Origin of the sequence: Massilia suwonensis (assembly GCF_042655665.1) — a bacterium.
Classification (GTDB): Bacteria; Pseudomonadota; Gammaproteobacteria; order Burkholderiales; family Burkholderiaceae_D; genus Telluria; species Telluria suwonensis.
The window spans coordinates 2,462,111-2,474,557 of sequence record NZ_JBHSMR010000013.1; the positions used below are offsets into that span (position 1 = coordinate 2,462,111).

Annotated in this window: 13 protein-coding genes and 1 tRNA gene; 7 read left to right on the forward strand and 7 right to left on the reverse strand. The window is 65.3% G+C overall.

Features of this window, described 5'->3' with window-relative positions; genetic code table 11:
- Position 1: 1 nt before the first annotated feature.
- From rho to ACFPQ5_RS19165, 3 genes are all read left to right on the forward strand, one after another.
- The gene (gene rho, locus ACFPQ5_RS19155; RefSeq protein ID WP_136220912.1) at positions 2 to 1,264 is read left to right on the forward strand and encodes a transcription termination factor Rho; all 1,263 of its coding nucleotides are present in this window, start codon (positions 2 to 4) and stop codon (positions 1,262 to 1,264) included.
- A gap of 290 nt (positions 1,265 to 1,554) precedes the next feature.
- Positions 1,555 to 1,824 (forward strand): type B 50S ribosomal protein L31, encoded by a 270-nt coding sequence (locus ACFPQ5_RS19160; RefSeq protein ID WP_136220913.1) that lies wholly within the window; start codon positions 1,555 to 1,557, stop codon positions 1,822 to 1,824.
- Between the two features lie 117 nt (positions 1,825 to 1,941).
- Entirely contained in the window at positions 1,942 to 3,684 is a 1,743-nt protein-coding gene (locus ACFPQ5_RS19165; protein ID WP_379759439.1) for an ArnT family glycosyltransferase, read from the forward strand.
- Between the two features lie 19 nt (positions 3,685 to 3,703).
- Here the strand turns inward: ACFPQ5_RS19165 and ACFPQ5_RS19170 are convergent, their stop codons facing one another.
- On the reverse strand, positions 3,704 to 4,306 hold the full coding sequence (locus ACFPQ5_RS19170) for an FxDxF family PEP-CTERM protein (RefSeq protein WP_379759442.1): 603 nt from the start codon (positions 4,304 to 4,306) through the stop codon (positions 3,704 to 3,706).
- A gap of 176 nt (positions 4,307 to 4,482) precedes the next feature.
- Between ACFPQ5_RS19170 and ACFPQ5_RS19175 the strand changes: the two genes are divergently transcribed.
- The 3 genes from ACFPQ5_RS19175 to ACFPQ5_RS19185 all read left to right on the forward strand — a co-directional run bounded on the left by ACFPQ5_RS19175 (position 4,483) and on the right by ACFPQ5_RS19185 (position 5,941).
- Complete coding sequence (locus ACFPQ5_RS19175) at positions 4,483 to 5,037, forward strand: hypothetical protein (protein WP_379759445.1); 555 nt, start codon at positions 4,483 to 4,485, stop codon at positions 5,035 to 5,037.
- Positions 5,020 to 5,104 (forward strand) — tRNA-Leu (locus tag ACFPQ5_RS19180). Before ACFPQ5_RS19175 ends, ACFPQ5_RS19180 begins: the two co-directional genes overlap by 18 nt.
- 84 nt (positions 5,105 to 5,188) lie before the next feature.
- Positions 5,189 to 5,941, forward strand: coding sequence for a DUF4262 domain-containing protein (locus ACFPQ5_RS19185; protein WP_379759449.1), 753 nt, complete (start codon positions 5,189 to 5,191; stop codon positions 5,939 to 5,941).
- Between the two features lie 9 nt (positions 5,942 to 5,950).
- Here ACFPQ5_RS19185 and ACFPQ5_RS19190 read toward each other — a convergent pair whose 3' ends face one another.
- The 6 genes from ACFPQ5_RS19190 to ACFPQ5_RS19215 all read right to left on the reverse strand — a co-directional run bounded on the left by ACFPQ5_RS19190 (position 5,951) and on the right by ACFPQ5_RS19215 (position 9,107).
- Positions 5,951 to 6,379 carry a type II toxin-antitoxin system MqsA family antitoxin gene (locus ACFPQ5_RS19190; protein WP_379759452.1) on the reverse strand — a complete coding sequence of 143 codons (429 nt, stop codon included), beginning with the start codon at positions 6,377 to 6,379 and terminating at the stop codon, positions 5,951 to 5,953.
- Between the two features lie 2 nt (positions 6,380 to 6,381).
- The gene (locus ACFPQ5_RS19195) at positions 6,382 to 6,681 is read right to left on the reverse strand and encodes a type II toxin-antitoxin system MqsR family toxin (RefSeq protein ID WP_379759456.1); all 300 of its coding nucleotides are present in this window, start codon (positions 6,679 to 6,681) and stop codon (positions 6,382 to 6,384) included.
- A 77-nt stretch (positions 6,682 to 6,758) separates the two neighbouring features.
- A complete protein-coding gene (locus ACFPQ5_RS19200) occupies positions 6,759 to 7,544 on the reverse strand; it encodes a DUF2145 domain-containing protein (RefSeq protein ID WP_379759459.1) in 786 nt (261 codons plus the stop codon).
- Positions 7,528 to 7,938 (reverse strand): hypothetical protein, encoded by a 411-nt coding sequence (locus ACFPQ5_RS19205; protein ID WP_379759462.1) that lies wholly within the window; start codon positions 7,936 to 7,938, stop codon positions 7,528 to 7,530. The genes ACFPQ5_RS19200 and ACFPQ5_RS19205 overlap by 17 nt, the downstream gene beginning before the upstream one ends.
- A gap of 124 nt (positions 7,939 to 8,062) precedes the next feature.
- Positions 8,063 to 8,857 (reverse strand): substrate-binding periplasmic protein, encoded by a 795-nt coding sequence (locus ACFPQ5_RS19210; protein ID WP_379759465.1) that lies wholly within the window; start codon positions 8,855 to 8,857, stop codon positions 8,063 to 8,065.
- A gap of 43 nt (positions 8,858 to 8,900) precedes the next feature.
- On the reverse strand, positions 8,901 to 9,107 hold the full coding sequence (locus ACFPQ5_RS19215) for a hypothetical protein (RefSeq protein WP_379759468.1): 207 nt from the start codon (positions 9,105 to 9,107) through the stop codon (positions 8,901 to 8,903).
- On the opposite strand from ACFPQ5_RS19215, the gene ACFPQ5_RS19220 reads away from it, so the two are divergent.
- A complete protein-coding gene (locus tag ACFPQ5_RS19220; protein WP_379759471.1) occupies positions 9,094 to 12,441 on the forward strand; it encodes an MHYT domain-containing protein in 3,348 nt (1,115 codons plus the stop codon). The genes ACFPQ5_RS19215 and ACFPQ5_RS19220 overlap by 14 nt on opposite strands.
- The last annotated feature ends 6 nt before the right edge of the window (positions 12,442 to 12,447 follow it).

The following is a 12,447-nucleotide window of genomic DNA, read 5'->3' on the forward strand; positions in this document are numbered from 1 at the left end:
CATGCACTTATCTGAACTGAAGGCAATGCACGTCTCCGCGCTGCTGGAGATGGCCATCGGCCTCGACATCGACAACGCAGCCCGCCTGCGCAAGCAGGAACTGATGTTCGCGATCCTCAAGAAGCGCGCCAAGTCCGGCGAGCAGATCTTCGGCGACGGCGCCCTCGAGGTGCTGCCCGACGGCTTCGGCTTCCTGCGCTCGCCCGATGCCAGCTACATGGCCTCGACCGACGACATCTACATCTCGCCGTCGCAGATCCGCCGCTTCAACCTGCATACGGGTGACTCGATCGAAGGCGAAGTGCGTACCCCGAAAGACGGCGAACGCTACTTTGCCCTGGTAAAGGTGGACAAGGTCAACGGCGAATCGCCGGAAGCCTCGAAGCACCGCATCCTGTTTGAAAACCTGACGCCGCTGCACCCGCAAGAGCCGCTGCGCCTCGAGCGCGACATGAACGGCGCCGAGAACATCACCGGCCGCATCGTCGACCTGATTTCGCCGATCGGCAAGGGCCAGCGCGGCCTGCTGGTCGCGTCGCCGAAGTCGGGCAAGTCGGTCATGCTGCAGCACATCGCCCACGCGATCACCGCGAACCACCCGGACGTGACCCTGATCGTCCTGCTGATCGACGAGCGTCCTGAGGAAGTCACCGAGATGCAGCGTTCGGTGCGCGGCGAAGTCGTGGCCTCGACCTTCGACGAACCGGCCACCCGCCACGTGCAGGTTGCCGAGATGGTGCTGGAAAAGGCCAAGCGCCTGGTCGAAATGAAGAAGGACGTCGTGATCCTGCTGGACTCGATCACCCGCCTGGCGCGCGCCTACAACACCGTGATCCCGGCCTCGGGCAAGGTGCTGACCGGCGGTGTCGACGCCAACGCGCTGCAGCGTCCGAAGCGTTTCTTCGGCGCCGCCCGTAACGTCGAAGAAGGCGGCTCGCTGACCATCGTCGCGACCGCCCTGATCGAAACCGGCTCGCGCATGGACGACGTGATTTACGAAGAGTTCAAGGGCACCGGCAACATGGAAGTGCACCTCGAGCGCCGCCTGGCCGAGAAGCGCGTCTACCCGGCGATCAACCTGAACAAGTCGGGCACCCGCCGCGAAGAATTGCTGATCAAGCCGGACCAGCTGCAAAAGATCTGGATCCTGCGCAAGCTGCTGTACTCGATGGACGAGATCGAGGCGATGGAGTTCATCCTCGACAAGATGCGTGCGACGAAGACGAATATCGAATTCTTCGACATGATGCGCCGCGGCGGGTAATTACCGTTAAAAGCATCCATAGGGGCAGCTGCGGCTGCCCTTTTTCATTCCCCGCAGTCGAAACGCACCGTTTACGCGCGGGCATGCCCGCCCTACGGCGCCGTTCGTAGGGCGGGCATGCCCGCCGATAAACGTCACAACACCCCCACGGTTGCCTTGAACCCGCAACCGTTTTATAATCGTGGGTTCAGCAGTACCTCAACCCCTGGCAAGTGATCGGCAATCGGGTCAAGAAGCAAGACGACCGACGAAGTGCTGTTTGGCTACCAAACATACCCAAGGCAAGAAACATGAAAACCGATACCCATCCAGATTACCGTGAAGTCGTCTTCCACGACGTGTCGTGCGACTTCAAATTCGTGACCCGTTCGACCATCGCCACCCGCGAGACGATCACCCACGAAGGCAAAGAATACCCGCTGATCAAGATCGAAGTCTCGGCTGAATCGCACCCGTTCTTCACCGGCAAGCACAAGATCGTCGACACCGCTGGCCGCGTCGAGAAGTTCCGCCAGAAGTTCGGCGCCGTCGGTTCGAAGACCTCGGTCGCGAACGGCTAAGTTGTATCCGCATGGGAGCCGAGTGCTTCCACGCAGCCCAAGAAGAAGCCGGTTCCCGGCTTCTTTTTTTTTCGCCGCTATACTAGCGCGACATTCATTTCAGCATCAGACTTATCGATGAAACCAGTCCGTCTCCCCGCCGCCGCCACGCTGGCACTGCCGCGCTGGGCCCTGTTCGCGCTCGGCCTGCTGTATATCCTGCCGGGACTGATCGGCCGCGACCCGTGGAAGGACGACGCCGGCAGCTTCGGCATCATGTGGACGATGGCACGCGGCGGCTTGCACGACTGGCTGTATCCGAACATCGCCGGCCTGCCCGCGCTCGAGGACGGCCCGCTCACGTTCTGGCTGGGTGCGCTCTGCATCAAGCTGTTCGGCTGGATCCTGGGCGACGTGCTGGCCGCGCGCGTGTCGAACGTCGGCATCTTCGTGATGGGCGGCATGTCGCTGTGGTACACCGCCTTCCACCTCGGCCGCCGGCCCGAAGCCCAGCCGCTGCGCCTGGCCTTCGGCGGCCAGCCGGAACCGGACGCTTATGGCCGCACCCTGGCCGACACCACGGTCCTGATCTACCTCGGCTCGCTCGGCCTGCTGCTCTACAGCCACGAAACCCTGGCCGTCACCCTGCAAGGTTCGCTGGTCGCCTATTTCCTCTACCGCGCGGTGCGCTACATCGAGACGGCCAGCGTGCGCAACGCGGCCCTGGTCGGCCTGTCGCTGGGCGCGCTGACGCTCACGCGCGGCCCGCTGTCGCCGATCGTCCTGCTGCTGGCGCTGCTGCTGTGCACGCGCTTCTTCCGCGTCCCGCCGGGCGATGCGCTGCGCCATATGGGTGTCGCCGCCGCCGCCGCGCTTGCGCTCACCCTGGCCTGGGTGCTGCCGGCCGCGCTGATCCAGCCCTACGGAGAATCGCCGGTGGCGACCTGGTACGGCACCAACATGGCGCAGCTTGCCATGCCGGGCTGGACCTCGATCAAAGCCTTCTTCCGCATCGGCGTCTGGTTCTTCTGGCCGGCCTGGCCGTTTGCCGGCTGGGCGATCTGGGCCTGGCGGCGCCAGCAAAACATGCTGCACATCGTGCTGCCGCTGACCTTCCTGGGCGCCCTGACCCTGCTCTTCCTGTGCGACCCGACGCCGGAAAACGGCGACTTGCTCAAGCTGCTGCCGCCGCTGGCCCTGATGGCCGCCTTCGGCCTGCCGACCATGAAGCGCGGCGCGATCAATGCCATCGACTGGTTCTCAGTGATGGCGCTGACGACCCTCGCGGCCCTGGTCTGGCTGTTCTGGATCGCCAAGCTCACCGGCTGGCCGGCCAAGCTGTCGCACAACGCACTGAAACTGGTGCCGGGCTTCGTGCCCGAGTTCGGCATCGTCGCGTTCACCGTGGCGGCCGCCGTCTCGATCGGCTGGATCTGGCTGGTCCGCTGGCGCGTGTCGCGCCAGCGGACGGTGCTGTGGCGTGCCGTCGTGCTCTCGTCGAGCGGCCTGATCCTGCTGTGGGTCTTGCTCATGACCCTGTTCCTGCCGGACTTGAACTACAGCAAGAGCTACGCCGGCGTGGCGCAGGCGCTCGCCGCCAAGCTGCCGCACGACGCCAACTGCATCGACAGCAATGTCGGCCCGGCCCAGCGCGCCTCGTTCGCCTACTATGGGCGCCTGCCCTTCCCCGGTGTCGAAGGCGGCCAGGGTGCTCAGGGCGCTGATCAGTGCGACTACGTGCTGCTGCACGACAGCTTCAGGACGCGCGACGACCGCAAGCTGTCGCGCACCTGGGGCATCCGCGGCGCCACGCTGCTGTGGGAAGGCCGGCGCGCCTCCGACCGCGACGAGCGCTTCCGCCTTTATCGGCGCGCACCCTGAACCATCCCAAGCCGCCTCTTTAGGCGGCTTTTCTTTTGCGCGGGCGCCGGGCCAGCGCCCCGCAGGCCGCCAGGCCGCCCAACAGCAGCGCATACGCCGGCGCATCCGGCACCGGCGACACCGTCAGGTCGGCGCCGAAACTGCCGCCCGACGCGCCCACCACCTGGCCGTCGACCCGCAGCGCGTAGGCACCGCTGGCGAGGTTGAGTCCGGACACTGCCCAGGAATCGACCGGATTGCTGCCGAAGCCCGTCAGGTCGACGCCGGCGATTGCATTCCCGATCACCGCCAGCGTCTGCGGATCGTAGCGGTACAGCGAGAAGCCCGTGATCAGGAGGTCCTTCGAGCCCGGTGAATCGAGGAAGGACGAGGTCACGGAAGCGGCCGCATCGAAAGGCGTGCCGTCGACCGAGAAGGTAAACAGGTCGATGAAGGCGCTGCCGCTTTGCGCACCGGTGAACGTGTCGCCATAGAAGGCGTTGAAGCCGCCGGCGCCGTCGGGTACCGTATTCAATGGCGTGCTGCGTTCGATTGCCTGCGCCTGCGCCTGCGGCGCGCCCGCGAGGGAGGCCGAGAGCACGGCGGCAAGCAGGACTCCCTGCAGGAACAATGATCGTTTCATGGTGTCTCCATCGGCAATGTGGCGGTGGTTCGGCACGTTGACGCACGCCGGCGCGGAACGCAGCCGCCAGGCTGGCGTTCCCGCCAATTTCCTTGAGTCACGTCAACTCCAGGGCGCAAGCGGAGCCGACAATGACAAAAGCCACGCCGATCGCAGTGCCCCATAGAGGAGACAACATGAAAAGCGTAATGTTCTCGGAAATCGTCGGTGCACCGCGTCGCGCCGGCCTGCGCGGCCTGTCTCCGCTGGCTGCCTACGGGATCACCATGGCGATCGGCCTACCGCTGCTGGTACTCGTCCTGCGTCTGGTCGACCCCGAGGCCCCGCTCGCCTGCATCGTGCTGCCGGTGCTGGCCGGCCTGGCCCTGCCGCTGTGCACGAGCGCCCCCGGCCGCCTCGACGTCAGCACCCGCTTCGACGCCCGCCACATGCGCACCACCCTCGACAGCGCCCTGGGCGGCCTGGGCTTCTCGGAAGTCTGCGCCGGCCCCGACGGCATCCGCTACGCCAAGGCGGGCGTCAGTTCCTGGCGCACGCATTCGGTCAGCGTACGCATCCGCCCGCACGTGCTCGAAGTCGTCGGCCCGATCCCGACCCTGCGCGCCCTGCAGGTGGTCCTGGCCGGCCCGGCCGCCGCCCCGCCTCCTGCACCTCTTTCAGACCGGGAAACTGTTGCCGGTGCAATCCAAATCAGCGATAATGCGGAGCGCGTTGCCGGGATGGCGGAATAGGTAGACGCACGGGACTCAAAATCCCGCGCCGCGAGGCGTACCGGTTCGATTCCGGTTCCCGGCACCACAATTTTGTAGTAGCAAGGCTCATGACCCGCATGTTTTCTGACATCGCGGGTTTTTTGTTGCGCGGAACAATGAGGCAGCGCAGATGACCACCCATACCCACAGCTTCGCTTCCTGGCCTTTCGCCGATCCAGTCGACACGGTTAGCTATTGCACCGCGAAGGTGGCGCATGAGCGCCTGCCGGTCCTGCAAGTCGCACATGACTGGGACGGCGACTGGCAATTTCTCGATGCGACGACTGAAGAACCGGGGGAATGCGTGCTGCTGTGCCTTGGATGCGTGGTCGAACGCGATGCAACGCTGGCGGAAATCAGTGATCTGCCGCGTGGCCACGGCGCCTTCCGACCCTTCGTTGGGGCGCCCTGGGAGTGTTGGGAAAAACCGCACGAAGCCGATCCAGGGGAAGAAAAGGCACTGTCCGATATCGCCGAGCATGGCCTACACATTATCAATGTGTGCGGAGAGGATGATTTGCCACCCTTTTCCTATTCACTCGGTATCGAACAGTCGTTGAACTTGCCTGAACTGATCGTGGTCGGACTCCGTGCGGAAGTCGGCCAGTCCGTGATCAACGCTTGCTATGAGCAGATGCGGTCCGGGACACCAATCGCGTCAGGTATGCGCGTGAGCGGCCTGCTTGGAGGCGATTTCGAATGCCTGCTTGGTGAAGTCTCGGATACCAACCGCAAGCAATATATGGGCTGGACGTCCTGGCTGTACAAGGACGCCGGGTTCCGCGCCTACCAGATCATTTTCCCGAATACGTCGGGCGTGTTTCCTTGGGAAGCAGAAGCCAGCAACTGGTTCAGGAACTGGCAACCGTTATTGGCCGATTGAGGCAGGCAATTACGCGGCAACAGCATAACTATTGTCGTCAGCTGCCTTCACTTCGCCAAGTAGTTCAGGATGTTTATCCAGGAGTCGGAGCAGTTTTATTAGTGACACAGGAGGTTCAGCCTTTCCGTTTTCATATCGCGAGAATGCATTGACGCCGCCTCCAAAGATCATTCCTGCCTCTTTCTGTCCAATTCCAAGCTTCTTTCGTATCGAGCGGATGAACGCGGGCACCCCAGCTTCACCGTTCACTTGCTTATGGAAATCTTGTGCAATTGATCCAAATCGATCTATCGCTGCAGGAGCAAGAATGCCTTCATCACATGCAGGACAAAAGTCACCCTCAATGCCTTTGATAGTCGTTGACTTACCTTTGTAGGTGTAAGGGAGATCCCGCGTTTCATGGACGAGATCTGCCCCTCCGCAGATTGGGCATTTCATAATTACAGCTCCTTAAACGAAACGATCAGCACATCGTCAACAACGGTCAGCTTCACGTAGAGGCGAGTCCCGTTGACCTCGCCGTGGTACACGTCCTGCCACACCGTGTGGTCAGCGTGAGTGGTCATACTCTTGTAGAAATTGCGAGTGGTCAGCGACAGGATAAGCTTGCACATCGCTTCGGTACCCAGGACACCCACTGCTGCAGCCGTCATGGTGGCACTCACGGTGGCACGCACCTTGCCGGCTTTGATCATCGACTGAACGACAGTCAGTTTACAGTGCGGGGTCTTTTTTTCCATGGACCGATTCTAACCTAGAAGGTTATTTTAACCAAGTAGGTTACTCATGTGTGGCCATTGAATACAACATTAACCCGCTAGTCGACCACCATCGTCCTGACCGAAGCATCGACCGTTCGCACGAACTGCCGCACCGCATCCGTCGTCACCGTATCAATCTGCCCCGCCATACGCCAGTCGAACGGGTGATCATCGAAGGCAACGTTCGCGCGGAACATGCGCGCGCCCAGGCGCGTTGCGGCCGGGACCTCGACCGTGGGCGGCTGGTAGCGCATGCTCTTCAGCCAGGCCTGCGCCTCTTCCCGTGTTTCGACCTGGCCCGCCGGCGCGCTGGCCGCGGCCAGGGTTTCCAGCACCCACTGATTCGAATTCTGGTAGCGGGTCGAATAGACGTAGGCCAGCATGTTGTAGTGCGCCTCGTGCATGCGCAGAGGCGTGCGCGTGGCGAACAGGGCCGCCATGCGTTCCTGCAGGGCCTCGCCGGGAATGAGGATTTGCGCCTCGAAACGGTACAAATCGGTCAGGAAAAAATTGCCCATGCCTTCGTAGTAGAGGCCGGAGGCAGACGTTCCGCAATCGTTGAGTTCATGCACGACGGTCCAGCGTCCGCGCGGATGGTCGCGTACGGCGACGCCCATGTGCGAATAGCGCAGGCCGTAGCGGCTCAGATCCTGGCCGGCGCGCGCCACCAGCGCCATGCGCGCGCCGCTGGCCTCCAGGGCCTGCACGGTGCGCTGGGCCAGGTCCATCGAGCGCACGACCTCGCCCGGCGTAAGCGGCTTGTCGGCGCAGGCCTGGCCGGCGTGAGCCCGGCAGGCCGCGAGCAGCAAGGCGCCCGCGAGAAATTTAAATGGCGCGCGCATGATGGAGCAGCGCCTTGCCTGCTTCGTTCGGCAGGAAGGCAATCGCCTTGCCCGACATGACCAGCACCTGGCCGGTGGAGGCCGTCACCACTTCCAGTACGGTGCCGGTGGCCAGCGAGAGGCCGCCGACGGCCTTGCTTGATACGCGCACGGTGGCGCGGCTGGCGCCGGCTGCGCCCTCGAGCACGATCTCGAGCACCTCGCCGACCGTGCGCACGCTGGCGACGACGACGCTGCCGGCGGCGGCGACCGTGAGGACCGAGCCGCCGACCACGACGGCCGAGAGATTGGCACTGGCCTGCGACGGCGCCGACAGGTCGCTTGCCGGTGCCGCGCCGGCCGGGGCGCAGGCAAAGGCAAGGCTGACCAGGGAAACGATTAATACACGCTGCATGATGGCCTCCGTAATGGACGGGGCCATGTTGGCAAACGCTGTGCCGCGCCGCAACGGCGCCAGATAAAGTACTGCCCGGCGACCGTCCAGGTAGCGTGCGGCGCCACCGGGGCTGGTTTGCCTTCTATTTGCCCTGCTGCCGGACCGACCAGTTATCGTAGGCGCGCTCGATCTTGCGCATCGTCCCGTCGCGTTCGAGCCCGTCGAAGGCGCCGTTCAGGCGCGCGATCAGCTCGTCCGGCACGGCGCGGTTGCAGGCGAGATAAACATCGATCCGGTTGAACACGAGCACCGGGACGATTTGTCCGGCCCAGCCGTTCTGTTCGAGCACGGGACTGCCGACGCGCAGGGCCGCGGCCCAGAGGTCGATGCGGCCCAGCAGCAGCTTGCGTGGATTGGTGAGATCGTTGGGCGCGGAGTCGACGCGGAAACCGCGGCTGCGCAGGAACTGGTCGCGCGCGTCGCCGTTATAGGTGCCGATCCGGTAGGGACGCGCGTCTTCCAGGGTGCGCAGTGCGAAGCGGCGGTTGGCGGGCGCCATCAAGACCCATTCCGCGCTGTCGATCGGCCCCACCCATTTAAAATGCGCCTCGCGCTCGGGGGTGCGGCTGGTGGAATACACGCAGGCGTCGCCCCGGGCGGCGGCGGCGGCATAGGCCCGCTTCCAGGGCAGCAGTTCGATGGTATGGGCCAGGCCGGCGCGCTCGAAGGCGGCGCGCACCTTGTCGGTGGAGATGCCGACGACCTTGCCTTCGCCGTCGAGCATGCTCGACGGTGCCGCAGCTTCGGTCGTGATGTAGAGGGAAACCGGGCGGCGCGGCGCCTCACCCGCCATGGCGCGCACGTCGGCCAGCGCCGGAGCCGCACACAGTCCTGCCAGCGTTGCCAGCGCCATCCATCGGAATTGTCGAATCAGCATGTCGTGCACCTCTCTGGGGCATCGTGAAAAGCGTCCCGCATGCTTACAGCATACCGCATCGGCATGCCGGGCCCGGTGCCGCAACGGCGTGCTCGTCCATATGGTGGCAAAGCCGCGACAGAATGCTTGTGCTTTCAGTAATTTCAGCAAATTCCGACAAGACTTTCCACATGGAAAATGTCATACTGACGATAACGCCGCCCGCCCTGGGCGCTTCTTCTTTTGCTGGAATCCCCATGTTGCTCTTCATGTTGCCCGATGACCCATCGATGCTTAGCTACGGCATCTACGACCCGAAACTGGTCGTGCTGTCGCTGCTCGTGGCCATTTTCGCCTCATGGATGGGCCTGCAGATCGCCGGCCAGGCGCGCCAGCAGACCAACCAGCGCACCCTGTTCCTGTTCACCGGCAGCCTGGCGCTCGGCGCCGGCGTGTGGGCCATGCACTTCATCGGCATGCTGGCCTTTAATTTGTGCACCCAGGTCGACTACGACCCGATGATCACGATCCTGTCGAACCTGCCGAGCATCGGCGCCTCCTTCGTGGCCCTGAGCCTGATCGCGCGCGAGCGCATCGGCACCGGCACCCTGGTCGTGGGCGGCGTGCTGCTCGGCGCCGGCATCGGCGCGATGCACTATTCCGGCATGGCCGGCATGCGCACGAGCCTGGACCTGCGCTACGATCCCCTGATGTTCGGCCTGTCGATCGTGGTGGCCGTCGTGCTGGCCACGCTGGCGCTGTGGGTGCGTTTCGGCCTGGCGCGCCTGCGCAACCTGAGCGAAGGCAAGCGCCTGCTGCTGGCGGCCATCGTCATGGGCTGCGCCGTCACGGGCATGCACTACACCGCGATGGCGGCCGCCCGCTTCGTCGGCACGGTCGACCCGAACCTGCCCTACACTTCCAACACGACCTACCTGGCGCTCGGGATCTCGCTGGTCACGGTGCTGTTCACGGTGGTCGTGCTTGCCGCAAACGGCCTGCTGCGCTACCGCCAGCTGTATCTCGAACTGTCGCGCAGCGAAGCCTGGATGCGCGCCCTGCTGACCACCACGGTGGACGGCGTGATCACGATCGACCGCGAGGGCACGGTCCTGGAATTCAATGCCTCGGCCGAGAAGATCTTCGGCTGGAAGCACGACGACATCGTCGGCGGCAATATCCGCCTGCTGATGACGGACGCCGAACGCAGCAACGAAGGCGGCCTGCTCGGCTACCTGCGCGACAGCAGCGCCCACGCGGCGCCGAACAACGAGGAAGTCGACGCCGTGCGGCGCGACGGCAGCCTGGTGCCGATCCGCGTCGCGGTCGGCCACGCGCGCCTGGGCGACCAGGAGCTGTTCGTCTGCTTCGTCACCGACATCACCGAACGGCGCGAGATGGTGGCCGCCCTGCGCGCCAGCGAACAGCAGTTCCGCTCCCTGATCGGCACCATTCCCGGCATCTCCTACCGTAGCCGCATCGAAGGCACGCATCCAATGGTCTTCATCAGCGATGCCGTCGAGCGCGTGGCCGGCTACCCGGCGCGCGACTTCATCGGCGAGCCGCCGGGCACCGCGGCGCGCCGCAGCTTCGGCGCCCTGATCCACGCCGCCGACCGCGTGCGCGTATCGGAAGCGATCGAATCGGCGCTGGCCGAGGACCGCCCTTACCTGGTCGAATACCGCCTGCTGCATGCCGACGGTTCGACCCGCTGGCTGTGGGAAAACGGCACCGGCGTGCGCGACGATGAAGGCAAGCTGGTCTGGCTCGACGGCGTGATCCTCGACATCAGCGAGCGCCGCACGATGGAAGACGCGCTGCGCGATGCCAAGGACGCCGCCGAGCAGGCCGCGGCGGCGCGCGCTTCGTTTGTGGCCAACATGAGCCACGAGATCCGCACGCCGATGAATTCGATCCTCGGCTTCACCGACGTCCTGCTCGACGGAGAGCTGGCACCGGAACAGCGGCGCCACCTGGATACGGTGCGCAGCAACGGCCGTTCCCTGCTGCGCCTGCTGAACGAAATCCTCGACACGGCCAAGCTGGAAAAGGGCGCGGTCGAACTCGAGATCAACGATTTCAACCTGCTGTCCCTGATCGACGAGCTGTCCTCGACCCTGGCGGCCAACGCACGGGCAAAAGGCCTGCAGGTCGACATCCACTACGATCCGGCCCTGCCGACCAATCTGCGCGGCGACGAGCTGCGCATCCGCCAGGTGCTCACCAACCTGCTCGACAACGCGATCAAGTTTACCGCCGCCGGCAGCGTCACCCTGCGCGCCGAGCAGCAGGACGGGCAGCTGCATTTCAGCGTGAAGGACACCGGCATCGGCATCGCCCAGGACCGCCTGCAGGCGATCTTCGACCCGTTCACCCAGGCCGACGCCTCGATGACGCGCCGCTTCGGCGGCACCGGTCTCGGCACGACGATCAGCAAGCAGCTGGTCGAGCTGATGGGCGGGACGATCTGGGCCGAGAGCGTGATCGGCGAAGGCACCACCTTCCACGTGGTGCTGCCGCTGGTGGTGGCGCGCTTCGCGCCGCAGCAGGCGCGCGTGCGCACCGCCGCCGCCCTGCCGCCGCTGCGCGTGCTGGCGGCCGACGACGTGCCGCAGAACCTGGAACTGCTGCAGCTGCTGCTGGCGCGCCGCGGCCACACGATGACGGCGGTGTCCGACGGCGGCGCCGTGGTCGAGATGTGCGCGCGCCAGGAATTCGACCTGGTCCTGATGGACTTCCAGATGCCGGTGCTGGACGGCCTGACCGCCACGCGCCGCATCCGCGAACACGAAGCGGCGACCGGGCGCGCCCGCGTCCCGGTGATCGCGATGACGGCCAGCGTGCTGCCCGAGCACCGCCGCGCCAGCGCGGAAGTCGGCATGGACGGTTTCGCCTCGAAACCGGTCGACTGGATCACGCTGTCGCACGAGATCGCACGCGTGCTGGGCCTGGGTTCGGGCCAGGCGGGTCTTGAGCCGGCGCCGGTGCTGGAGCGCCACGTCCTGAACCGCACCGCGGGCCTGAACCGCTGGGGCGGCAAGGACGACGCCTACCGCGACGCGCTGGAACACTTCCACAGCCAGCACGCGATGCTGCCGCAGTTCCTGCGCGGCTTCCTCGAAGGCGCCGACTACCCGTCGCTGCGCATGCTGGCCCACAAGGCACGCGGCGTGGCCGCCAACGTCGGCCTCGAACTGCTGGCCGATGCGCTGGCCGAGCTGGAACAGCTGGCCGAAGGCGAGAAAGGTCAATTGCTGGCCGGCGTGGCGCTGCTGCCGGAAGCGCTGGTAAAAGTCGACGCGGCGCATGCCGCGGCGGTGCTGATGATCCGCGCCGAACGTCCGGCGCAAGCGCCGGCCCTGCCGTCTTCCGAGAGCGCCGCCGACCTTCCGCGCGCCCTGCGCGCCGGCCAGGCGCTGCGCGACGCGCTCGCCCGCGGCGCCCTCGACGACACCGCACTGGCCGCCCTGGCGGCCGCGCTGGCCGGCCACCCGGCCGCCGCCCGCGTCACCCAGGTCCAGGCGGCACTTGCCGATTTCGACTTCGACCTCGCGCAGCAGCAGCTCGACGCCGCGCTCGAGGCACTGGGCGAACACGGTGCCTGACCCGAC